General features: G+C 34.1%; 19 protein-coding genes. 4 read left to right on the top strand and 15 right to left on the bottom strand.

Annotated features, from left to right (window positions below; all coding sequences use genetic code 11):
* Positions 1 to 11: 11 nt before the first annotated feature.
* On the top strand, positions 12 to 2,702 hold the full coding sequence (gene metH, locus BLT80_RS00810; RefSeq protein WP_092465692.1) for a methionine synthase: 2,691 nt from the start codon (positions 12 to 14) through the stop codon (positions 2,700 to 2,702).
* A gap of 81 nt (positions 2,703 to 2,783) precedes the next feature.
* On the top strand, positions 2,784 to 3,737 hold the full coding sequence (gene metF / locus BLT80_RS00815) for a methylenetetrahydrofolate reductase [NAD(P)H] (RefSeq protein ID WP_092465693.1): 954 nt from the start codon (positions 2,784 to 2,786) through the stop codon (positions 3,735 to 3,737).
* 12 nt (positions 3,738 to 3,749) lie between these two features.
* On the opposite strand, the gene BLT80_RS00820 is transcribed toward metF, so the two are convergent.
* Both BLT80_RS00820 and BLT80_RS00825 read right to left on the bottom strand, forming a co-directional pair.
* Positions 3,750 to 4,559 (bottom strand): DMT family transporter, encoded by an 810-nt coding sequence (locus BLT80_RS00820; RefSeq protein WP_092465694.1) that lies wholly within the window; start codon positions 4,557 to 4,559, stop codon positions 3,750 to 3,752.
* Positions 4,560 to 4,768: 209 nt separating this feature from the next.
* Complete coding sequence (locus tag BLT80_RS00825) at positions 4,769 to 5,734, bottom strand: T9SS type A sorting domain-containing protein (RefSeq protein ID WP_092465695.1); 966 nt, start codon at positions 5,732 to 5,734, stop codon at positions 4,769 to 4,771.
* Between the two features lie 415 nt (positions 5,735 to 6,149).
* Between BLT80_RS00825 and BLT80_RS00835 the strand changes: the two genes are divergently transcribed.
* Positions 6,150 to 6,440 carry a hypothetical protein gene (locus BLT80_RS00835; RefSeq protein ID WP_092465697.1) on the top strand — a complete coding sequence of 97 codons (291 nt, stop codon included), beginning with the start codon at positions 6,150 to 6,152 and terminating at the stop codon, positions 6,438 to 6,440.
* A 17-nt stretch (positions 6,441 to 6,457) separates the two neighbouring features.
* Here the strand turns inward: BLT80_RS00835 and BLT80_RS00840 are convergent, their stop codons facing one another.
* From BLT80_RS00840 to BLT80_RS00855, 4 genes are read right to left on the bottom strand one after another with little or no spacing between them, the layout of a single operon-like run.
* The gene (locus BLT80_RS00840) at positions 6,458 to 6,973 is read right to left on the bottom strand and encodes a LacI family DNA-binding transcriptional regulator (RefSeq protein ID WP_092465698.1); all 516 of its coding nucleotides are present in this window, start codon (positions 6,971 to 6,973) and stop codon (positions 6,458 to 6,460) included.
* A gap of 3 nt (positions 6,974 to 6,976) precedes the next feature.
* Positions 6,977 to 7,645: a bifunctional 4-hydroxy-2-oxoglutarate aldolase/2-dehydro-3-deoxy-phosphogluconate aldolase gene (locus BLT80_RS00845; protein ID WP_020898062.1), complete on the bottom strand. Its 669-nt coding sequence runs from the start codon at positions 7,643 to 7,645 to the stop codon at positions 6,977 to 6,979.
* Positions 7,646 to 7,656: 11 nt separating this feature from the next.
* Positions 7,657 to 8,874, bottom strand: a complete 1,218-nt coding sequence (locus BLT80_RS00850; RefSeq protein ID WP_092465699.1) for a 6-phosphofructokinase — start codon at positions 8,872 to 8,874, stop codon at positions 7,657 to 7,659.
* Between the two features lie 20 nt (positions 8,875 to 8,894).
* The gene (locus BLT80_RS00855; RefSeq protein WP_092465700.1) at positions 8,895 to 9,941 is read right to left on the bottom strand and encodes a sugar kinase; all 1,047 of its coding nucleotides are present in this window, start codon (positions 9,939 to 9,941) and stop codon (positions 8,895 to 8,897) included.
* A 147-nt stretch (positions 9,942 to 10,088) separates the two neighbouring features.
* Here BLT80_RS00855 and BLT80_RS00860 point away from each other — a divergent pair, with 147 nt between their 5' ends.
* Positions 10,089 to 11,108 (top strand): LacI family DNA-binding transcriptional regulator, encoded by a 1,020-nt coding sequence (locus BLT80_RS00860; RefSeq protein WP_092465701.1) that lies wholly within the window; start codon positions 10,089 to 10,091, stop codon positions 11,106 to 11,108.
* Between the two features lie 123 nt (positions 11,109 to 11,231).
* On the opposite strand, the gene BLT80_RS00865 is transcribed toward BLT80_RS00860, so the two are convergent.
* The 9 genes from BLT80_RS00865 to BLT80_RS00905 all read right to left on the bottom strand — a co-directional run bounded on the left by BLT80_RS00865 (position 11,232) and on the right by BLT80_RS00905 (position 23,754).
* On the bottom strand, positions 11,232 to 11,996 hold the full coding sequence (locus tag BLT80_RS00865; RefSeq protein WP_092465702.1) for an SDR family NAD(P)-dependent oxidoreductase: 765 nt from the start codon (positions 11,994 to 11,996) through the stop codon (positions 11,232 to 11,234).
* A gap of 46 nt (positions 11,997 to 12,042) precedes the next feature.
* The gene (locus tag BLT80_RS00870) at positions 12,043 to 13,437 is read right to left on the bottom strand and encodes an MFS transporter (protein WP_092465703.1); all 1,395 of its coding nucleotides are present in this window, start codon (positions 13,435 to 13,437) and stop codon (positions 12,043 to 12,045) included.
* 16 nt (positions 13,438 to 13,453) lie between these two features.
* On the bottom strand, positions 13,454 to 14,161 hold the full coding sequence (locus tag BLT80_RS00875) for a FadR/GntR family transcriptional regulator (protein ID WP_092465704.1): 708 nt from the start codon (positions 14,159 to 14,161) through the stop codon (positions 13,454 to 13,456).
* Positions 14,162 to 14,324: 163 nt separating this feature from the next.
* Positions 14,325 to 15,242, bottom strand: a complete 918-nt coding sequence (locus BLT80_RS00880; protein ID WP_092465705.1) for a polysaccharide lyase family 7 protein — start codon at positions 15,240 to 15,242, stop codon at positions 14,325 to 14,327.
* A 13-nt stretch (positions 15,243 to 15,255) separates the two neighbouring features.
* Positions 15,256 to 16,188 carry a PKD domain-containing protein gene (locus BLT80_RS00885; protein WP_092465706.1) on the bottom strand — a complete coding sequence of 311 codons (933 nt, stop codon included), beginning with the start codon at positions 16,186 to 16,188 and terminating at the stop codon, positions 15,256 to 15,258.
* A gap of 19 nt (positions 16,189 to 16,207) precedes the next feature.
* The gene (locus BLT80_RS00890; protein ID WP_092465707.1) at positions 16,208 to 17,677 is read right to left on the bottom strand and encodes a RagB/SusD family nutrient uptake outer membrane protein; all 1,470 of its coding nucleotides are present in this window, start codon (positions 17,675 to 17,677) and stop codon (positions 16,208 to 16,210) included.
* Between the two features lie 23 nt (positions 17,678 to 17,700).
* Entirely contained in the window at positions 17,701 to 20,781 is a 3,081-nt protein-coding gene (locus BLT80_RS00895; protein WP_092465708.1) for a SusC/RagA family TonB-linked outer membrane protein, read from the bottom strand.
* Between the two features lie 306 nt (positions 20,782 to 21,087).
* Positions 21,088 to 21,462, bottom strand: coding sequence for a cupin domain-containing protein (locus BLT80_RS00900; RefSeq protein WP_092465709.1), 375 nt, complete (start codon positions 21,460 to 21,462; stop codon positions 21,088 to 21,090).
* Positions 21,463 to 21,480: 18 nt separating this feature from the next.
* Positions 21,481 to 23,754, bottom strand: a complete 2,274-nt coding sequence (locus BLT80_RS00905; RefSeq protein WP_217630744.1) for an alginate lyase family protein — start codon at positions 23,752 to 23,754, stop codon at positions 21,481 to 21,483.
* Between the last annotated feature and the right edge of the window lie 63 nt (positions 23,755 to 23,817).

Below are 23,817 nucleotides of genomic sequence, written 5' to 3' on the forward strand. Positions count from 1 at the left end.
AAAAGACTGACATGACTGAAACAAAAAAATATCTTACACTCTCTGGTCTCGAACCTTTAGTGGTGACTCCTGAAAGTAATTTCATAAATATAGGAGAACGCACAAACGTTACTGGTTCTCGAAAATTTCTTCGTTTAATAAAAGAAGAAAAATACGACGAGGCCTTAGAAGTAGCCAGAGACCAAGTTGATGGTGGAGCTCAAATTCTAGATGTTAATATGGACGAAGGCATGTTAGATGGTGTTTATGCCATGACGACCTTCTTAAACCTCATTGCTTCAGAGCCCGATATTTCTAGAATTCCATTAATGATCGATAGTTCTAAATGGGAAATCATCGAAGCTGGACTTCAAGTTGCTCAAGGTAAATGTGTGGTTAATTCCATCAGTTTAAAGGAAGGAGAAGCGCAATTTAAGCACCAAGCGAAGCTGATTAAACGTTATGGAGCCGCAGTCGTAGTCATGGCTTTTGATGAAGATGGTCAAGCCGATACTTACAACAGACGTGTAGAAATTTGTAGACGTTCGTATCATATTTTGGTTAACGAACTCAAATTCCCGCCTCAAGATATCATCTTTGATCCTAATATATTTCCTGTGGCAACAGGTATGGATGAGCATCGCAGAAATGCACTCGACTTTTTTGAAGCCACCAAATGGATTCGCGAAAATCTACCTTATGCTAATGTTTCTGGTGGAGTCAGTAATGTGTCGTTTTCTTTTAGAGGTAATAACGTTGTTCGTGAAGCGATGCACTCCTCTTTTTTATATCATGCGATTAAAAATGGTATGAATATGGGAATCGTTAACCCAACAATGCTCGAGATCTATGACGAAATAGATAAAGATTTATTAGAACGGGTCGAAGATGTTTTGTTTGATAGACGCGATGATGCTACAGAACGCTTATTGGATTATGCCGAATCGGTAAAAGGCCAGAAAAAAGAACAGGAAGATAAAGTCTTAGAATGGAGAAGCGATCCTTTGCAAGAACGAATTACACACGCTTTAGTTAAAGGTATTGATGCCTTTATTATAGAAGATGTTGAAGAAGCACGAAAAGCTTCGGAGAAACCAATTCACGTTATAGAAGGTCATTTAATGATTGGTATGAATGTGGTTGGTGATTTATTTGGAAGTGGTAAAATGTTCTTACCACAAGTGGTAAAATCGGCTCGAGTCATGAAAAAGGCGGTGGCCTATCTTCAACCCTTCATTGAAGCTGAAAAAGACGGAAAACAAGAATTTGCAGGTCGAATTTTAATGGCAACCGTAAAAGGAGATGTGCATGATATTGGAAAGAATATTGTGAGTGTCGTTCTAGGTTGTAATAATTATGAAATCATTGATCTTGGAGTTATGGTACCACCTGAAAAAATTGTGGAAACAGCCATAAGAGAAAAGGTGGATATTATTGGGCTAAGCGGCCTAATTACACCTTCTCTTGATGAAATGGTTTACGTCTCTAAAGCACTCGAAAAACAAAACGTTAAAATTCCAATTATAATTGGAGGAGCCACAACCTCTAGAGCACATTCTGCCGTAAAAATCGCACCACATTATAGCAATACTGTAGTGTATATTAATGATGCCTCACGAGCTGTAACAGTAGTTGGCGATTTATTAAAAAAGGACAGTGAGATTTATAAAGATCAGATTCGGGAGGAGTATGATAAATTCCGAGAACAATTCTTAAAACGCACCAAGAAAAAAGAATATTTAACGATTGCTGAAGCTCGAAAAAACAAATTCAAAATTAATTGGAACACCTCTGAAATTGTAAAACCAAAACAATTAGGTATTCAAATATTAGACGGTTTTGATATTACCAAACTTGAAGATTTTATCGATTGGTCTCCCTTTTTTAGAAGTTGGGATTTGCATGGAAAATACCCAGCAATTTTAACGGATGAAATCGTTGGTGAACAAGCCACCATTTTATTTGCTGATGCACAAGAATTACTGAAACGTATTTTTGATGAAAAATTACTGAAGGCAAAAGGCATCTTCGGGTTGTTTGAAGCTAATACAGTGAATGATGATGATATTGAAATTACACTACCAGAAGGTCATGTTGAGCGCAGTCGAAGCACATATGAGTTTTTAACCCTTCGTCAGCAATCTAAAAAAGCAGCAGGAAAACCCAACATTGCTTTATCAGATTTTATTGCTCCAAAAGCCACAGGAAAACAAGATTATATGGGATGTTTTTGTGTCTCTACAGGATTCGGAACTCATGAGTTAGCTGCAAAATTTGAAGCTGATCACGATGATTACAATTCTATTATGATTAAAGCTTTAGCCGATCGTTTAGCTGAAGCTTTTGCAGAATATTTACATAAAGAGGTACGAATTAACCATTGGAATTATACTGATGATGACAACTTAACTAACGATGATTTAATTAAAGAAAGTTATAAAGGTATTCGTCCCGCTCCAGGTTATCCTGCGTGTCCAGATCATTTAGAAAAGAAAACGATTTGGAAGCTTTTAAATGTTGAAGAAAACATTGGTGTAAAACTAACGGAGAGTTTAGCGATGTGGCCAGCAGCGAGTGTGAGCGGTTATTATTTCGCCAATCCTGAAGCGCGTTATTTTGGATTAGGAAAAATTAAAGAAGATCAAATTGAAGATTATTCCAAACGAAGAGAAATTTCAAATGAAGAAGCAACAAAATGGTTGAGTCCTAATATTGCAGATTAGTTGTTTTTCCTGCGCAGACAGGAATCTATTTTAGAATATAATTAGTAATTAAAGAGATACCCACTTTCGTGGGCAATTGATATGAAAGTAACAGACCACATAAAAAACGCCAACGGAAAAACACTATTTTCTTTTGAAATTATTCCACCAAAAAAAGGAAATAGCATTCAGCAACTCTATAATAATATTGAGCCTTTAATGGAATTTAAACCTCCTTTTATAGATGTTACCACCTCTAGAGAAGAGTATCTCTACATTGAAAAAGACGGCCTCTTAGATCGGAAAATCACGCGTATGCGACCTGGAACTGTTGGTATTTGTGCCGCTATAAAGCATAAATATGACGTTGATACTGTGCCACATGTATTGTGCGGTGGATTTACAAAAGAAGAGACTGAATACTTATTAGTAGATTGTCATTATTTAGGGATAAATAACGTGATGGCTTTGCGAGGAGATGCCATGAAACATCAGCAATATTTTGAAGCTTGTGATGGCGGACACCAATTTGCTAAAGGCTTAGTGAGTCAAATTCAAAATTTAAATAAAGGACATTATTTACATGATGTACTTGAAGCAGATGATAAATCCGATTTTTGCATTGGTGTTGCTGGTTATCCTGAAAAACATATTGAAGCACCTTCCTTAAGGACGGACTTAAAACGACTAAAAGAAAAAGTAGATGCAGGTGCCGATTATGTGGTGACACAAATGTTTTTTGACAATAAAAAGTATTTTGATTTTGTTAAAGCAGCCAAAGCAGAAGGGATTAATGTACCTATAATTCCGGGAATAAAACCAATAGCTGTAAAGCGTCATTTACAATTATTACCACAAGTGTTTAAAATTGATTTACCCGAAGATTTAATTGAAGCTGTAGACCGTTGTAAATCTAATGAACAGGTTAGACAAGTTGGTGTTGAATGGGCAATTTCGCAATCTAAAGAGTTACAACAAGCCGGTGTCCCAGTACTTCATTATTATTCGATGGGAAAGAGTGATAATGTAAAAGCGATTGCTTCTGAGTTGTTTTAGAGCTACTATTATTTATTTCTTTTTAGTTACAACATTCAATGTTAAACCTAATACAATAAGTAAAATTCCTAAAACGCTCCAAACCGTATAGATTTCACCAAACCAGAATAAGCCGATGATCATGGTGAAAATAACTTCAAGATATTTAAGAGGAGCTACTTGATTGGTTTCTCCGGCTTGCATAGCTTTGGTCATGTACAACTGTGCAAAATAGCCAAAAACACCTAAGCTTAATAACACTAGCCATTCTTTACCAACAGGATTTACCCAATCGTTAATAGCTAACACACCGCCAATAACCGCTGATATAATCATAAAATAATTGACTACAACCACTGGGTGATCTCCACTTCCAATTTTTCGTATGGTAATGTAAACCAGACCAACAAACACTGCCGATATTAATGCAAACACAATTCCTTTAATTTCCATGTCGGTATCAAATCCTTTCAACACAAGTACACCTATAAATGCAATTAGAAAAAACAACCATTGTATCGGTTTTATTTTTTCATTTAGAAATAGTAAGGCAAAAAATGCGGCAAAAATCGGACCTATATATCGTATTGAAACCGCTGTTCCCATCGCAATATATTTTATAGATAAAAAGAATAATGTCATTGAAATGAGTCCGAAGATACTTCGCATTATCAATAATCCTTTTTTATTTCCAAGTAGGGAAATTTTGTTTTTTAACAAGAATGGCATCGTAAAAAACAACGACCCTATAGATCTAAAAAATACAATTTGATAGACACTAAAATGGTCTAAAGACTTCACAAAAGCATTCATAAATGTAAATGCCAGCGCACTAATTATCATGTATTTTATGGCCTCTTTCAAAATCAACGTTATTTAAAAAAATGTGGACTATCTCATGGTTTCGAAAGGGCAATTTACGTATAAATCTGCGTTCCGATTAACAAGTTTATATCAAATTATGGGTTGATTACACCACCAGAATTAATGGTAAAATAAAAGAGCAACTTAGATGTTAAGTTGCTCTTTTCTATTAAAACTTAAACTATTAATTATTCAACAATAAACCTTTTTGTTGTAACCGCATTATCTCCAGAAATTTTCAATAAATAAATACCACTTTTTAAAGAAGAAACATTTAATTTATTTTCAACTAATTCTTTTTGCTCTAGAACTTTTGCTCCTAAAATATTGAACACACTTACAGAAGTTATATCAACATTTCCAGCTTCAATTGCTAAGAAATTTTTTGCAGGATTAGGATATACAATAATTTTTGCAGCTAAAACATCATTTACAGATGCTGTAGGGTCTGCAGCAAGCGAAAAATTGTCATAAAACACTTCAGTATCACCATCAATTGACCCTAAAGATCTAATATAAACCACAGCAAAAGTATTTGTTGCCGTAAAAGAAACCGTGGTAAATGTAGCCCATTCATCAGCAGCCGCGATATCCATATAAGCATCAATACTCGCATCAGCAGAACCGTTGGCATCTATACCAACCTCATCCGTAATTTCGGTATTTAAAATGTATACTTCTGAATCAGTACCTGAAGCCTCAGAACGTGAATCAACTGAAAAAATATAATTAGCACCAATCGTAAGTCCCTCTACCTTTTGATATATACGGCGAGAACTTCCTGTTATTGATGGGTTTCCATCGTCATACAATTTAACCCCTCTTGTTCCGTTATTTCCACTACTTGTAGATCCTGGTTGTTCATCCAAAGAACCTTCCATTCCAAGGTATTTAATTTCTAAAGCATCTTCTAAAGCAGAATTATTCCAAATGGCTCTATAAGGGCTAGTTATATTTGCACCACTTTCATCCTCTATTTCACTATTAGGAGTCATATCATAAGCATCTGCATTATCACTTGTACTACTTGTATGATCATCACAAGTAGGATTTAACATAAGGTTTTGACTCCAACCGTAATTAAAACACAAACTGAACACCAATAAGAAGTAAAATGGTTTTGTTTGTTGTGTAAAAAGTAATTTTGTTTTCATAATTATTATTTTAATTAGTTAATATTTAGATTATTAAACTGGTTAACCAATCTGGTATACCAAATATAATAAAAAAAACATACACTATAACGTTTTCGTAATTAAATTAGCATAAAAAGGAAATTTTTTGATGCGTATTGAAAAAATACTGTCACAATAGTTATTAAAACAGCAATAATTTAACATATATATTACGTGCGGAATTGTACTGCATATTCCCTAACACTAAAAACTATATTAGTGTATCATTATACAATTGACTTATGAAAAATAAATTATTAGTCTTATTTATATTTTACTGTTTTCCGCATGCAAGTAATGCTCAAGTTGTTTTAAACGCAAATGGTATTGGCAATACTTACGTAGATATAAATGCCGTTTTGGCCCCTGGCTATAATGTTATTGAAGTACCAGATTGCAATCACACCGATCTAATGATTCTATATACACATGGCAAGATGGTACCACTTTTGAAAGGCCAAAATGGGGAATTTACAGAAGCCTAATTAATAGTGATGATTTACAAGATGAAGACGTGTTATTCAACAACTTTAGTATTGAAGAGACTGATCCTTATAAAGATAGTGTTACGCTTAACAATATAGATCCAAAAGATTACGATAGTGTGCAACTGTTTGACAGTTCTGGCAAAGAAATACCTATATCTAAGCGAACAATTAAGAACTTAAAAGGTATGATTGAGTAGTTATTTTAAAAAATGAATTACCCTTTTAATACGTTTTTTAAACTACTATATGACAGCCGTTTTATTTCTTCGAGCGATTGATTGCAATCAATATTTAGTAATTCAATAGGAAATGAATGACTCGCATATTTTGATTTTTCTTTGTTTTCTGCAGAGACAACAATGATGCCATCTATAGAACCGTCACTGAGACTTTTAATATAATTTAACTCTTTAGCGTCAGAATTAAAAGATTGATAAAACAAAATTCTATATCCTAAGTTTTCAGCCGATTTTTGCAAATGGCAAAGCGACTGACTATAACATGCTTCCGTTACTTCGGGAACAATTACAGCAATAGAACCCGTTTTCTGCATTCTAAGAGAAACAGCATAACTATTAGGTATATAGTCATGCTGTTTAGCTATTGTTTTAATTGTTTCTCGCGTAGCCTTACTAATATCTAGCTTATTATTTAAAGCTTTAGATACTGTAGATATTGAATATCCAGATAAAGACGAAAGTTCTTTTATAGTTACGGCTGACGATTTCAATAGTTATGATTTTAGAGCACTAATAATACTTAATGCATTTCTGGTATCCGATTCAATTTTTGCTAAATCATAGTTACCATCTGCACCTTTTGCTATCAATTGAGAACCCATACCAACACAAGTTACTCCGGCTTTAAACCAACCTTCTAAGTTTTCTTTAGTTGGAGCAACACCACCTGTTGGCATCACGCTTGTCCAAGGCTGAGGCCCTTTAATGGCTTTAACAAATGCCGGACCGTAAATATCTCCTGGAAATAATTTTACAACCTCACAACCGAGTTCTTCAGCTCTACAAATTTCAGTTAATGTTCCACATCCTGGTGACCAAGCTACTTTACGTCTATTACAAACTATTGCAATATCTTCTCTTAAAACAGGTGTTACAATAAAGTTAGCACCAAGTGCCATAAAACGAGAGGCAGATGCTGCATCTGTAACCGAACCAACTCCCATAATCATTCCTGGTAATTCTTTAAGTACCCATTTGTTAAGCTCTCCAAAAACTTCGTGAGCAAAATCACCTCTTGCTGTAAACTCTAGTAAACGTGCCCCACCATCGTAAGTTGCTTTGATTACTTTTTTGCTAATTTCTAAATCCGGATTATAAAACAATGGAACCATTCCGGTTTGTTTCATAACATTTGCGACTTCTATTCTTGTATATTTTGCCATATCTTTTTATTTTAATTCCAATTTAATATTTTTTTGAAATCGTAAGCTTCAGGGTTTGAAACATACGCTTTCGCCTTGTCATAATCTTTTTCTTTAATGAAGAATAAATTATTGATAAACAGTTGTGCCATATCCGAATTGATATCGACTAGTCTTGGTGGAATTTTACCATTTTCATCCTCAAAATCTTTCAAAAATAACGGCTTTATATCCCCACTTGAATTTGCACTAACAATACAACCTGTAATCCCTTGATCGAATAATTTCTTAACTCCAATACCTAATAAGGTACACAGTGTTAAATCGAATGCAATTGGATTACAACATCGTAATTCGTATCCTAATTCTACCGGTCTCGATTTTATGTCCAAGCCAATTTCTTTCAATCTAACTTGCAACAAATAATTAAAAATGTGCGACTTACTTACATTTCCTAATTCGGGATGTCCATGATCATCATACGTAAAATTGATGCCAGAATTGATAATTTCATCTTCATCCATAAAATGAAAAACACCTTCACTTACTAACGCTACACCATATTCAACACCTTCAATCTTACATTTAACGATTGAAGAAATAATCATATTAATTATCTTTTCGAACGTAATATTTGTTTTGTCAAACATTTCAGGAATAATCATCATTTGAAAATGACATGCCGAAGCAATACCAAATGCTAAATGACCAGCAGAACGCCCCATTGCAGAAACCACGAACCAATTTTCGCTAGTACGTGCATCTTCGTACACCGTATTTCCAATCCGAACACCTTCATCTTTAGCCGTGTGAAATCCGAATGTTGGATTTCGATCTGGTAAAGGTAAATCGTTATCTATGGTTTTAGGTACGTGAATATGTGCAACATCTAAACTCTGAGTACTTAGATATTTGGTTAACCTATTGGCGGTAGATGCTGTATCATCACCACCAATAGTCACCAATAATTTTACATTATTATTCTTGAAAAAATCGGCTTTAAAATCGTCGTCGTTTGGTTTAAATCTACTCATAATAAGCGTAGAACCACCACGACTAAAAATACGATCTGCATGATGAAAATCAAAAATCTTCACCTCAGGATGATCTGAGCATAAGCCTTGATAGCCATGATGAACACCAATAACCTCATAGCCATCTTTTAAAAACGTTTTGGCTAACGTACTTATTACGGTATTAATACCAGGAGCAGGACCTCCACCACAAATGATTGCTATCGATTTTTTCACAATTTTAAAGCCTCTTAAATTTATCTTGCAACACGACCAGATGCATCACCACCCATTAGTTTTTCAACTTCTGAAACTGTAACTAAGTTAGCATCTCCTTTGATAGTGTGTTTTAAACATGACGCCGCAACAGCAAAGTCTAATGCGTTTTGATCATCTTCAGGATACTTTAATAAACCGTAGATTAATCCTCCCATAAATGAATCTCCACCACCTACACGATCAACGATATCTGTGATTTGATATTGACGCGTTTCATACATTTTTTTACCATCGTATAACACACCAGCCCACGTATTATGAGACGCAGAAATAGACCCTCTTAAGGTTGTAATTACTTTTTTAGCTCTTGGGAACTTTTCCATCATTTGCTTACAAACTGATAAGAACGCTTCCGCTTTTACATCGTGCCCATGTTTATGAACATCTAAACCTTCAGGATGAATACCAAAATGCTTTTCTGCATCTTCTTCATTTCCTAAAACAACATCACAATACGACGTTAATTCAGTCATTATTTTCTCTCTGTGCTTTTCATCACAGAATGTCCAAAGTTTAGCTCTATAATTTAAATCCGTAGAAATCGTCACACCCATTTCGCTAGCCACTTTTACAGCTTCTAAACAAGCATCGGCCGCACCCTGAGAAATTGCAGGTGTAATCCCTGTCCAATGAAACCATGCTACATCCTTAAAAACGGATTTCCAATCTACCATTCCTGGTTCAATTTCAGAAATTGCAGAATGTGCTCTATCATAAACAACTTTAGAACCCCTACTTACAGCACCAGTTTCTAAGAAATAAATTCCCAATCGGTCTCCACCATAAATTATTTTATCGACTCCAACACCTCTTTTACGCATTTCCATCATCGCACATTCTCCTATATCATTTTTAGGTAAACGTGTTACAAAATCTACAGGCACACCATAGTTGGCTAATGATACTGCAACGTTAGATTCACCACCACCATAGATGGCATCAAAGTTATTAGCTTGTGAAAATCTTAAAAAACCTTGTGGTGCTAATCTTAGCATGATTTCTCCAAAAGTGACTACTTTTTTCATTATGAATATTTGTTTAATTAGTTATAAAATTATAGTTTGCTTAATCGATTAAGCAACTTGTTTAAAAATAAATCAAAACGGACATGCTTTGATTCTTATGGTTTAAATATTATATTTGCTTAATCGATTAAGCAAATATATAAAAACTTGGCGAATAAAAAAAGAACAACACTAAAAGACATAGCATCTGAGCTAAACATATCACCTGCAGCAGTTTCTAAAGCAATGCATAACGATTCGCGAATTAGTGAGAAGACAAAGAAAGAAGTTAAGCGTGTTGCTAAAAAACTCAATTATCAGCCCAATCATTTGGCCAGTGCTTTAAGAAAGGGAAAAAGCAATTTAGTTGGTGTTATTGTACCTCGAACTAATAGTAATTTCTTTTCTTCCGTTCTCGAAAATATGGAGGCTGTACTTAATAAAGCGGGTTACAACATCATCATTACCCAATCTAACGAGTCTTTTGAAAAAGAATGTAAAAACATAGACACGCTTTTATACACTCAAGTCGATGGTATTATCGCTTCTATGGCTAATGAAACTGTTGATTTATCACATTACGAAAAAATAAAATCTAATGGTATACCTCTAATACTATTTGATCGCGGTGAAAATGATCTTAACGTAGATTATGTTGGTATTAATGATTATGACAGCAGTCATATAATCGTAGAACATCTGGTTGAAAAAGGTTGTAAACGCATTGCCCATATAGGTGGCTATAGACGAACGCGAATCTTTAATAATAGAATTAGAGGTTATGTTGATGCTTTAAAGAAAAACAACCTTCCAATTGATGATACACTTATTGTAGAAAGTTCTCTTACACTTGAAGATGGCAGATTAGAAATGGAAAAACTACTCCAATTGAAAAATAGACCAGATGCCGTTTATGCTGCAAGTGATAACGCTGCCCTTGGCGCACTACAAGTATTAAATGAGAACCAAATAAAGGTTCCTAACGCTATACGATTAGTCGGTTTTGGCAACGAACCTTTTACGTCTTTAGTAAGTCCATCCATTACTAGTGTCGATCAACATAGTAAAGATATAGGACGTATTGCGGCAGAAACATTTTTAAATCATGTTTCTAAAGACGATATAAAACAAAGCTTAAATAAAATTATCCTAGATGCCGAGTTGATCGTTAGAGATTCCTCAAAATAAACTCAAGTATTCAAAAAATAAAAAAGTGGTTAAATTAAGATTTAACCACTTTTTTCGCTAAAAAAATCAAATTAGAAATTTAGCGAAATGCCAAACTTACATTGATATAATAGTGTTTTATTCTTAAATTCCTAACGCTTGTCCACCACCAATTTGGATAGTTTCAGCTGTAATAAAAGATGCATCTTTACTAGCTAAGAAAGAAATAACACCAGCAACATCTTCTGGCTGACCTAATCTTCCTAACATAATATTGTTTGCCCAAGAGGCAAAAACTTCTGGTTTAGTCGCTTTAATTTGAGCGTGGAAAGGTGTATCAATAGTACCTGGTGATACTGCATTTACTCTAATTCCGTATTCAGCCAAATCTTTTGCTAATGCTCTCGTAATAGCATGAACTCCTGCTTTAGACGTACCGTAAATACCTGCTCCAGGTCCACCCGCAGTCCAACCTGCATTTGAAGTATAGTTAATTATAGAAGGGTGCTCACCTTTTTTTAAGAAAGGTATTGCTGCTCTTGACGCAAAAAATACAGAATCTAAGTTTAATGCCATTACATTTCTGTAAAACTCAGTTGTCATTTCTTCAAAACGAGATCTACCACCTAAACCACCTGCATTATTTACAAGTACATCTATTCTACCATATTTCTCACCAATTTTAGTGATATTTGAAGTTACTTGCTCTTCATTTGTAACATCAAAACCTAGGTATTCAGCAGTAATTCCAGCATCTGTAAGCTGCTTTACTCGTTCTACCCCAGCTTCGTCATCAATACCATTTAAAACTACAGTATATCCGTCTGTACCTAATCTCTTTGCTACTTCAAAGCCTATTCCGCCTGTAGCTCCTGTTACTATAGCTACTTTTCCTTTATTATTACTCATTTTTACTGATTTTTACTGATTTTTACTGATTTAATATATAATTATGTTATACTTTTTTTATCACTGGTTTCACTTTTGGTATAAATATCCAAACGCTAGCAACTGTCAATAATGCTAAAGTTGCTCCTATTATAAACGCTGGTGTATAATTTCCACCGCTTGTTAACCACGGTACTAAATAGGTTAATCCTGCAGCTGTAAGTTTAGCAGCCATACCAGAAAAACCTGCTAGAGAACCCACTGTTTTCCCACTAAAAAGATCACTAGGTAGCGTCTGAACATTTCCTATTGCGGTTTGAAAACCAAATAAAATAATTGCCATTAATATTACAGCAGTTGTCGCACCTGGATTTTGCATATCTGTAATGCTCATATCAACAACTCCTAGACCGTTTAAAAAATGAATAACCGCTGTTTCAATACCTAGTGGGTTTGACATTGCTAATAATGCTGGTAACATTACAAAACAACCAAGGGTTATTACCATTTTACGTGTTTTATCAACGTTCCATCCTTTTTTAAGTTTATTTCGTGCTAAAATACCGCCATAATAAGCGCCTACCATGGCGCCAGCATATGGAACCCAGCCATATAATGCCATTGACTTTACGTCCATAGCAAAAACTTCATTCAGATAAATTGGTATCCAGAATACAAATAACCACCAAATAGGATCGATTGCTGCTGAAGCTAATATGACACCCCAACTTTGTTTATGCCCAAGTAATTCACTTGTATTAGGATTGTATTCTTGATCCTCTACTCCATCACCATCAAAATCTTCATTCTTTTGCCCTGTTAAAATATAATCACGCTCTTCATCTGTAATCCAAGGGTGATCTTTTGGTGCTGCTTTTACTAAAATCCACCAAGGAATCAACCAAAGTAAACCTGCTAAACCAATAAGAATAAATATAGCTTTCCAACTAAAATATATAGATAAGGTTGCAATTAATGGAATAGATATAATTCCACCGATGGCAGCTCCAGAATTAAAAATTCCTTGTGCAAGCGCACGCTCTTTAGTAGGAAACCATTCGGCGTTTCCTTTAGTTGCACCAGGCCAGTTTCCTGCTTCTGAAACTCCTAATATTGCACGGAATATCCCAAAACTTAAAATACCATTAGCAAAGGCATGTAATGCCGTGGCAATAGACCAAACACCTATTGAAAGTACAAATCCCATTCGAGTACCTACCCAATCGAAAATTTTTCCAAATATGGCTTGTCCGAAAGCATAAGAAAAAACGAAAATAATTGAAATTAGAGCATATATTGCTTTTGTTTCATCGGGTGTGTGTCCTGGATATAAATCACTAGCAATTTCTGGCCAAAGAACACTTAGTGAAGTACGATCAATGTAATTAATAATCGTAGCGATAGCTATTAAAGTCACGACCCACCATCTTAAACCTTTTATTTTTTTTCCTGCTTTTTTCATTTAACTTGATTTAAGATCATTTTTTTATATTGTAACAATATTGATACAATACATTAAAATGTTCTTTCATTTTTTGTTTTGCCAACTTAGGATCTTGCTTCTTAACAGCATCAAAAATAGCATTGTGCTCCTCTATACCTTGTCTTGCTAAACTCTTATCGCAAACATGGTATTTTTCGAAATTGGTAATAATTTCAGGAGTAATTATTAACATAAAATTATTCAATGTACTATTTCCACTAGCTTTAGCTAGAGCTAAGTGAAATAACAAATCTTCTTGAACAGCATCTTCACCTTTTAGCACCTTTTTGGTGTAAGCATCTAAGGCTTCCTTTATTCTTTTTAAGTCGTCATCTGTTCTTCTAAGAGACGCTAGCCTAACTGTTTTTAGTTCTAATAATATCCTCGTTTCAACTAAAGATTTAAAATTTGGTTCCTCTAATTTTAGAATATCCTCTATCATTCCATTCATGGCGATAACACCAATATTTGCAACAAAAGTTCCACTCTGTGGAATAGACTCTAATAACCCGTAAAATTCTAATTTTTGAATCGCACCTCTAACGTTACTTCTTGTAACCTCAAACTTTTCGGATAGCATTCTTTCTGAAGGTAATTTATCACCAGGTTCAAGATTTTTAAAATTTATAAGCTCTCCAATTTTAGAAATGATCATTTTTTGTGTATCGAGACTATCTATTTTTGTTGCTACTTCTAATTTCATATCTTAAAAACTTATAAATTGGTTAACCAGATTAAAATCGTTAAAGTTATATAAATAATTTTCAAATACCATTTATAAGAGACAATTTATTAGTGCTTAAAGAATTCCACTTATACAACTAAACAACGGTAGAATTCAATAAGCGACTAACTCAAATACACATTTAATGACTAACTTCTAATTCGTAAAAATTCACTTTTGCAAAGGCTCCTTCATCTCTAGATTGAAAGTAATTTCCTGCTTTAAAATAGTTTTCAAATACTCCCCATTTTGCAATATGAATACTTTCGTACGATTTGTATTCTGTATTATTTAAAATAATTAGCATTTTTCCTTCTGAAACCCGAACTTCTAATGTGAATTTTTTAAATCCTACTTCTTGTTCGAAATTAAAACCATCATCATCATCCCATGCATCTTCATGTAATATTTCAGGTTCTGTAGCATTTATGTTTTTTAAAACTTTAGATTTTACTCGTATCTTACCCTTATCCCAATAGATTTTTAATATCGGAGGCGCATTATTATCATCCTCACCTATTAAATCTCGCTGTTCATTAGTTAACCTTCCATGAATTTGCATAATGATAACACGATGATATTTACCATCCGAGTCTTTAGTAACCTCTTCCATTTGCATCTTCCCTTTCATGGTGCCACCTTGTTTAAAGGTCCAGTTAACATTATTATCTCCTGGTACCATTTGCTCTCTTAATTCTGACCTTGTGTATTTGGTGTTTTTGGTCTTAGAATCTGTTGGCATAGCATGAAATACAATTGATCCTTTTGTAGAATCTATATACATGTACGGTTTTGCAATCTCATTATTAGCAAAATCTAAAATCTCAGGTGGATCTATTTCATAAGGTCTATTTTTTTCATTTGCCACTGGCAATGTTACTTTCCAATGACTTAGATCTATTTTTGGAAGTTTTGCTTTTTTATTTCGCTTCTTCTTCTTTTTATTCTCAATTTTTTTATCCGATTCTGTAATGTTACTTCTCGTGTTTTGAGAAGTGACATTAGCAGACACCAATACTATCAGTAAAAAAACTAATACTTTTTTTCGGAATTTTATCATATCGACGTTAAAATTAGTCAGCTGGATATACCTTAACATTATCTACATAAGCATCAACATCGGTAACACCATAAATTAATATAGCAATCTCACCAGATGCGTTTGAAGTGAACGTCTTTTGAACTGTTGTAAATACAGTTTTTCCAAGATCCTCATCTCCAATATGCATCGCCAATGGAGCTGCATTGAAACTCACTATAGCATCAGCACCATCATCAAAATGACCATCTAAAATTCCACCAATGATTCTATTATCACCTGGGGCTTGAGTACCATCATCTTTTATAGCATATTCATATTCTAAAATATATTCAACATTTGGAGAAACTGTTAGTGCTTGGTACGCATATCTTGTATTGTTACTTAGATAAGCACCTGCAGAAGTAGAACTTGTCCATTTTGCCCCTTTAGTTTTAGATCCATTATCTGTACCATCATAATTTATCCAAGATCCATCACTACTAGAGTTAAACGGATTTGTTGTACCGTCCGTAAAAGAACTAAATTTCCAATCACTAGTACCATCTTGAAAATCACCATTTAAAACCTCTGGTGTAATAGGCACAAATACATCTAATACTTCTACATCTATAGTTACAGTATCTGAAGCTCCATTGGCATCACTAGCAGTTAAAGTTACTGGATAAGTACCTTCTATCTCTGGAAAAGTATGAATAGGATCTCGCTCTGTTGAAGTTGCTCCTCCTCCAAAATCCCACAAATACGTTGTAGATTGAAATGAAAGATCAGTAAATTGAACAATATTGAAATATTGAGGATCCGGAATGTACGAAAAATCAGCCGTTGGTAAAACAGTATCCACTTGAGAACCTGACTCAGGCAAATCAAATTCGTAGGCGCTTTCACAACTGTTAAAAGCAACAGCTGAAATTAAGCAAAGGAACAATACAGTGCCTTTACTAAAAATGTTTATTTTATTTTTCATGTCTTTAAAAATTTAGTTTTTAATATCCTGGGTTTTGACCTAAAAGAGGAGGTGTACCACTTAGATTAATTTCTCTTGATGGGATTGGCAATAATAATTGTCTAACATCATAGTCTGTAAATCCTTGAGATCCTGCATAATCACCGATGACTTCGTTGGCAACACCAAATCTCACTAAATCAAAGAAACGTTGATTTTCAAAAGCCAATTCTACACGTCTTTCTACAAGTAATGCATCTTTAGTAAGAACACTTGGACGATCCGTTACAGCATCGAAACCAGCTCTTTCTCTTACTTCCATATAAGAATCTATTGCTGCGCTACTATTTGTTTGAGTTCCCCCTGCTAAAATAGCTTCTGCATGCATTAACAATACATCTGCATAACGTAGAATAATCCAATCATTTCCGGCTTGCTGAGGACTTCCACCATAAGTTGGCTCAGGGATAGCAGCCATATCAGTTCCAAAAGGTAAAAACTTTGTTACTTCGTTCGTTATGTTTGTTCCAACACCTAAAGACACATAAGAAACCGCAGTTCTATCTCCTCCGTACATAGCAAAATCTGCTATTAAATTGTCTTCAACTAAATTTAAACCATCTTCTCTACCTTGACGGTTAAAGGATGTAAACTCAGCTGAAAAAGCTTGACTTTCATCAGAATTTCCAAATTCATACTGAATAGCAAAAATAATTTCATCATTTAATTCATTATAAAATACATCCGAAAAATCATCTTGTAAAGAAAAACCACTACTCATTATATCTGAACATAATTGCGCTGCAACTCCATAGTTAGTACCTTGTGTTAAATATACTTTTGCTAACAACCCTTGTGCAGCTGCTTTTGAAGCTCTAGACTTATAAGTATTATCTAAAACATCTTTCGCTTCTTCTAAATCCGAAACAATTTGCTCATAAATTTGTTCTGAAGCAATCCTAGTAAACAACGCGTCTCTATCAGTTGGTCCTACTACAGAAGTTACTAAAGGTACATCTCCATATAGTCTAACTAAATTGAAATAAGCATAAGCTCTTAAAAATTTAGCTTCAGCGATATACTTAGCTCTATTTTCTTCGTTTGCCGCATCAACATAAGTTACGATATCATTAGCTCTAAAAATAATTTGATACATAGACTGATAATAGTCTTCAGACTGGGCATTGGTTGCGTCAATTAAGTATCTATGAAAATCCGCCTTAGAACCTTCTGATGTCTTACCTCTAGTATTATCTGTACGATGCTCTGTTAAAAGGTATTCTACTTGAACCCCTCTATTTGATCGCTCATAACTTGAGTCTGTGTTTTCATTTACGCCCTGTATTGCGTCATAAATTCCAATAATCCCAGCCAATACATCTGCATCTGTTTTATAAAAATTTTCTACAACAATTGCAGTATCTGGCAGCGGGTTTAAAAACTCTTCTGTATCACAGGAGATGAAAACAAATCCTGTTACAGCAAAAATTAAATATTTTATATGTTTCATAATTTGGTGTGTTTTTGTTTTAATTAAAAATTAACGTTTAAACCAAGTGACATGGTTTTAAATATTGGTGTACCACCTCTTTGAGCTCCATATTGTCTAGGATTTGAATCATCCACAAATTCTGGGTTGAAACCATGATAGTCATCAGAAGTAATATAAACTAAATTCTGAGCAGTTGCATAAACTCTTAGTTTCTCTATACCAATTTTAGAGATTACACTATCTGGAAAAGTATATCCAATGTTTATATTTCTTAAAGAAAAATAGCCTGCACTTTGAACAACATCGTTCGTATGAACTCTTTGTTGAAGGAATGATGTATGAGAAATAACACCAGCATCAACAACTGCCTGCGGACTAGTAGTAGCACCTGTCCAATCTGTACCAAAATACTGATCACCAATATTTCTAACTTGAGCTCCTTGACTTCCTTGAATCATAAAAGAAAAATCAAAATCAAATATTCTAAATTCATTTGTAACACTCCATACAATGTCTGGATATGGATCACCAAGAATTGTTTTATCCTCGTCAGTAATTATACCATCACCATTTAAATCTTTAACGATAACATCTTCTGACCTACCATTAATTGGAATCCAAGGAGAGTCATAATATTCAATTGCTAATTCTTTATCTACAACATAACCATAAAATGATGATAATGGATTTCCAACAGAGTTAATCCACTGAGAGTTTCTACCAAAAGTATCTTCTAATAACGCTCCATCCGAATCACCCATATCAAGCAATTTATTTTTATTTGTTGAAGCTATAACCGTAGTTCCCCAAGAAAAATTCTCTTTAGCAATGTTCTTTGTTCTTAATTCAAATTCCCATCCACTATTCTCTACCTTACCTAAATTTATGATACCAGAATTAAATCCAGAAACATAAGAAACAGGGTTTTCTAAAAGTAATTTATCACTAGTTCTTTTGTAATAGTCTACCGATCCAGATATTCTATTATTTAAAAATCCAAAATCTACTCCAGGATTAAATTCTTCTGAAGCCTCCCATTGTAACAACGCATTTGCGATATTAAGAGCAGAAACACCTGCCGTAACTCCACCATCTGTAATAGCATTTGAATTATTTAATAATGCTAAATAAGGCCATACATCAGTGATATCGTTTCCTGTATCAAAATTCTCACTACCTGTAAGACCATAACTAAATCTGAACTTTAAGTTACTTAAGTAATCACTATCTCTTAAGAAATCTTCTTTAGATGCATTCCAACCTACAGATAACGCAGGGAAGTTACCCCATTTTGAGTCTACTCCAAAAACAGAACTACCATCTCGTCTAAACGAAGCAGAGAATAAATATTTATCAGCATAAGCATAGTTAACTCTAGCAAAATAACCGATTTTTCTTTGCACAAGGTTTGTTTCTGTAATTCCAGAAAACGTAGTTGCACCTTCTAAGTTTTTAAGCAAATCGTTAGAATAACCACCACCTTCTATATGACTACTTTCAGATGTTCTCGACTGAACAGAAAAACCTGCTAACACATCAAAATCATGCTTACCAATTGTCTTATTATAATTGATCGTATTATCTGAAATTAATCTAGATCTAAATCTATTATCCAAACTATAACCTGCTCTACTTGCTCCACCTGAGTGATGCTTTGTACCATCCCATCTTGTTCTTTTACGAAAATCTAATGTTACACCAAGTGATGTTTTAGCTTTAAGACCATCAATAATTTCATATTCTAAATAAGTAGAACCTAATAATTTGGTGTTATACTCATAATGCTCTCTTTCTACGTATTGTGCATATGGGTTTGAATCTCCAGTAGTACGTGGTCTACTTGAACCAAAACTATCTGTAGGATCAACATCTAAATTAATTAAATCATCTTCTGCAAAATAATCTCCTACCTGAATACCAGCAGCCGGATTGGTAAACTGAAGCGACTCTGCTGTGTGATATATTGGCAACCAAGGTGATTGTCTTAAAGGATTGTGTATTGAAGTAGGTAAAGCTCTTCGTTTAGAGTACGAAGGTGTAGCATTGATTCCGAACTTAATTTTATCCGACAATTTAGTGTCTAATTTTAATCTACCTGTTAACAACTTATAGCTATCAGTGATCACAACACCCTCATCTTCAAGAAAGCTAAGTGATGCACTGAATTTTGTATCTTTAGTACCACCTCTTGCAGAAAAAGCATGACTAGTAATAGTTCCTCCGTCAAAAAATACTTCTTGCCAATCTCTGTCTACACCAAGTGTAGCAACTAACAATTGCGCGTATTTTGTAGTATTAGAAAGTTCTCCAGTAGCAGCCAATTCTTGAGCAGCCCAACCAGAAACACTTTTCTTGTAATCTTCACTTTCATGAGCTTCTTTAAACCCTGTGTAAGTATCATAACTAAATTTTGTTTTCCCTTCTTTACCACTTTTAGTAGTAATCATAATAACACCATTAGCACCTTCACTACCATAAATAGCTGCAGACGCGGCATCTTTTAGTACTTCAAAAGACTCAACATCATTCATATTTAAAGAACCAAGAAAATCAGAACTTACTACAATTCCGTCTACTACAACAGCAGGTCCAGAATCAGCAGCAATAGATCCAAAACCTCTAATAGTAATAGTTGGAGCAGCACCAGCTTCTGCTGAAGTTGCTTGTATATTAACACCAGACACTTGACCAATCAAAGCATCATCTACACGAGCTACGGCAATTTGGTCTAAATTTTCGTTCTTTACTTTTGAAACAGCACCCGTTAAGTGACTCTTCTTTTGAGTACCATACCCTACAACCACAACTTCATCTAAAGTGTTAGTATCTTCTACTAGTTGTATATTAATTTTTTCTTGAGCATCAATAATTACAGTTTGAGTTACATACCCAACATATGAGTATTGTACAACATCTCCTTTACTGACTTCTAATTGATAAATACCGTCAAAATCTGTCGTTGTCCCTTTTGTTGTTTTAATTATGATAATGTTAGCACCTGGTATGGGCATATTATCAACTGCCGAGGTAACAGTACCTGTTAAGGTATAACTCTGTTGGGCAAAAGCCATAACACTAAAAAGTAGTGCAACAACCGTGATGAGTTTAACTTTTAAATTCATAATTCATTGTTTAGATTAAATTAGTTACTTATTGTTTATTATTTATCCCTTTAACATCTTACTGCAGGTACATTATTAACACTTTGAAGTTGGGGCTTTATATTGTGTTATTTTTTGGCAAACCAAATTGGTTTACCAGATTGGTTTACCAAATATATATAAATATTTGTTAATTACAACGTTTTCGTAAGTTTAATATGTTAAAATAGCAAATGATTAGGTTAAAATAGCAGATATCTATAGGTTGGTAAGAATTATATTACCAACCTTAAAAACTTCACAAATCAGGACTAGTAGATTTTTGACTTAAGACTTATCTCCAAAATAAGAGACCTCACCTCCACTTAAGAAATCTTCTCTTACAGGGCTAAATGTATCAATTAGCTCTCCCTCTTCTAAACAAACAGCACTATGCAATAAATTAGGTTCAATATACACTCCGTCTCCTGCTTCGACAATTTGTTTTACACCATCAATTTCAAATTCAAATTTACCTGAAACACAAAACGTTGCTTGTGTGTGAAAATGTTGATGCGGTGATCCTAATGCTCCTTTTTCAAATTTCACTCTTACCATCATAATTTGATTATCGTAACCTAAGAATTTTCTTGAGACTCCTCCTCCAAGTACTTCCCATTGCATGTCTTTTGTGATGATGTATTTTTCACTAAATCGTTTCATATGTTTTTATTTATTGGTTTATTTAAAATAATAAGAACCTGACCACTCATAATTCTTATCGTTAATTTTCACGTTGTGATTCGCTTCTTTTAAAGCATTTCTATTTGCTGTTATAAATAGTTTGGTATTACCATTTACATTGGTTATTGAAATTGCCGTATAATCTTCTGAGTCTAATTCTACTTTCAACGTTTTAATACTACTATTTGAATTTACTGCAGATTCTGAAACAGGACTGTAACTTCCGTGCGATTCTATAACTGAAACAAAAAGGGTGTTTTTAGTGTTTTTTCGTCTTAGCATTAACGCCGCTTCGCGTCTTAAATTAAATTCTGGATCGTTAGCTCCAATTCTCGTAAATAACAAGTCATCATTCGCATTGGTAACCGAAGTTAAAGTATAAAACTTCCCTTTATTCAACCAAGACAGTTTACTATTATCACTAGACGCTTTTGCTGTTCCTTCAACATAGAGATGTTGATAGCCATTTTTGGTTCCTAATGGGCTTAATGATTTAGGAGTTTGATAATCGAAGTTTGTTTCTACAACTTGCCCTAAGAAATAATATGGAAAATCATATTGATTTGTTTTATCTGACGTCACCTTCATAATATCTAACATATACGGCTTTTCAAAATCTTCATCTTTTAGAATTGCCATGGTACGAAGCATTTCGGTTCCAGGATATGCGTTTACCTCTTTTGCACTTGCGACTTGTACCTTTTCATTTTCTGAAGAAAAATAATTTAAAACCGAATGATGTTGACTTCCTATGTCATACTTCCCATTGAAATGAGAAGTTTCATTTTGTGTCACCGTATTGTGGGCAATAGTTTGTTTAGCCCAGGTTTTGTTTTCCTTTAGGTAATTTCCACTTCCTTTTTGTTCGATATTTACAAACCGCGCTAAACCGTAATCTTGAAGGATTTCTTCTCCTTTTTCACATAATGAATACGACAACTTATCATAATGACCATGACTAGAACCTTGTGCTGCATATTTAAATACAAGCTCTATATCTTCATTTCTCAAAATAGCAACACCTCCTTGTGTTCCTTCTGGTCCATCAGATAAATTAATTGATTTTTTGTTGAATGGTTTTTCGTTTTCATTTTTTATTCCAAGTGCAACAGCCAAACCTGAATCATCCAATAAGACTTTATTCTGTTCTTTAGCAATACTTAATAAGCCTGAATCTTGTGTTCCGAAATGGTATGAAATATCTACTGCTGTAACTAAAGCATCATTATAATAAGACATGCCTTTTTGACCATCGTTAAGCGGAAAGAAATCACCATCTGCATCCGATAAATTTAATAAGGCATTTATAGATTTCAGCAATACACCTTCTTTATATTCAAATATTTTTAACTCAGGTTTTACGTTATGCAATCCTTCTGCAAAAATTAAAAACGGATACATGGCGTAACGTTGGTAATATGGTCCTTCGTTATAATAACCATCTGGTGAAAACGGCTCTTCTATATTTGCTAAAAAACCAGCTTTCCCGTCTTTATTTAAAAAGCCACCATCATCATCTTTTTCATTTGCATCTAATTTTAAATCTTTAATGCCATAAAGTGCACGATCGATTAACTCTTCGTCATTCATGACTAAACCAATCATACCAACTGCTGCATTTCCCCATGTACTATGATTGTGTACTCTTTGGTAAAACTGCGGACTATCTATGGAAATATGATCTGCAAAAGGTTTAAATAAATTAGTTTCTAACGTGTTGCGTTCGTCTTCAGATAAATAGTTATAGATACAATCATAAGCCTGACTCACATACACCAACCAGTTAGAATCGTTTAAACATTGCCAGAATAATTTACCTCTTGCATAGGATCTCGTTTTTGGATGCAATGGCAATGTTTTATACATCGCTTCATATTGCATCAACATGTCTTTTACATATTTGGCATATTTTTCGTCATCTAAAATTTGATACAAAACACCTGCTTTTTGCATCATTATCATGTTACTTTTATGACGTACATGTGTATAACCACCAGAATAATCTACAGGAATTGGTGTATCTATACCTAAAGCAATTTCTGCATCTATTTCCTCTTGAACTGCTTTTAAAGTATTATCAAAAACTGGAATATTACCCAATTGGGCTCTGATATCCTTAACGCCTTGCGCCGTAAGTATAAGCTTAGGATGTTCTTGTATTGTCGATGTTTCAGTCGTATGTTCTATAACAGATGCATTTTCTTCTTTGCAAGACATAACAACCATACCTACTAAAACAAATTGAAATAATTTAGACCATGAAAAATTCATAAGAAAGGCGTTTTTTGAATTGGCCTACCAAATTGGTTTACCAATATACTGATATTTGTTAAT

The sequence above is a fragment of the Winogradskyella thalassocola genome (assembly GCF_900099995.1).
GTDB lineage: Bacteria > Bacteroidota > Bacteroidia > Flavobacteriales > Flavobacteriaceae > Winogradskyella > Winogradskyella thalassocola.

Excerpts from the sequence above, each read along its gene's own strand:
- BLT80_RS00865 (WP_092465702.1), bottom strand. The coding sequence starts at position 11,996 with ATGAGTAATAATAAAGGAAAAGTAGCTATAGTAACAGGAGCTACAGGC.
- BLT80_RS00880 (WP_092465705.1), bottom strand. The coding sequence starts at position 15,242 with ATGATAAAATTCCGAAAAAAAGTATTAGTTTTTTTACTGATAGTATTG.
- BLT80_RS00820 (WP_092465694.1), bottom strand. The coding sequence starts at position 4,559 with ATGATAATTAGTGCGCTGGCATTTACATTTATGAATGCTTTTGTGAAG.
- BLT80_RS00885 (WP_092465706.1), bottom strand. The coding sequence starts at position 16,188 with ATGAAAAATAAAATAAACATTTTTAGTAAAGGCACTGTATTGTTCCTT.
- metH (WP_092465692.1), top strand. The coding sequence starts at position 12 with ATGACTGAAACAAAAAAATATCTTACACTCTCTGGTCTCGAACCTTTA.
- BLT80_RS00890 (WP_092465707.1), bottom strand. The coding sequence starts at position 17,677 with ATGAAACATATAAAATATTTAATTTTTGCTGTAACAGGATTTGTTTTC.
- BLT80_RS00825 (WP_092465695.1), bottom strand. The coding sequence starts at position 5,734 with ATGAAAACAAAATTACTTTTTACACAACAAACAAAACCATTTTACTTC.
- metF (WP_092465693.1), top strand. The coding sequence starts at position 2,784 with ATGAAAGTAACAGACCACATAAAAAACGCCAACGGAAAAACACTATTT.
- BLT80_RS00870 (WP_092465703.1), bottom strand. The coding sequence starts at position 13,437 with ATGAAAAAAGCAGGAAAAAAAATAAAAGGTTTAAGATGGTGGGTCGTG.
- BLT80_RS00845 (WP_020898062.1), bottom strand. The coding sequence starts at position 7,645 with ATGGCAAAATATACAAGAATAGAAGTCGCAAATGTTATGAAACAAACC.
- BLT80_RS00875 (WP_092465704.1), bottom strand. The coding sequence starts at position 14,161 with ATGAAATTAGAAGTAGCAACAAAAATAGATAGTCTCGATACACAAAAA.
- BLT80_RS00905 (WP_217630744.1), bottom strand. The coding sequence starts at position 23,754 with ATGAATTTTTCATGGTCTAAATTATTTCAATTTGTTTTAGTAGGTATG.
- BLT80_RS00900 (WP_092465709.1), bottom strand. The coding sequence starts at position 21,462 with ATGAAACGATTTAGTGAAAAATACATCATCACAAAAGACATGCAATGG.
- BLT80_RS00895 (WP_092465708.1), bottom strand. The coding sequence starts at position 20,781 with ATGAATTTAAAAGTTAAACTCATCACGGTTGTTGCACTACTTTTTAGT.
- BLT80_RS00855 (WP_092465700.1), bottom strand. The coding sequence starts at position 9,941 with ATGAAAAAAGTAGTCACTTTTGGAGAAATCATGCTAAGATTAGCACCA.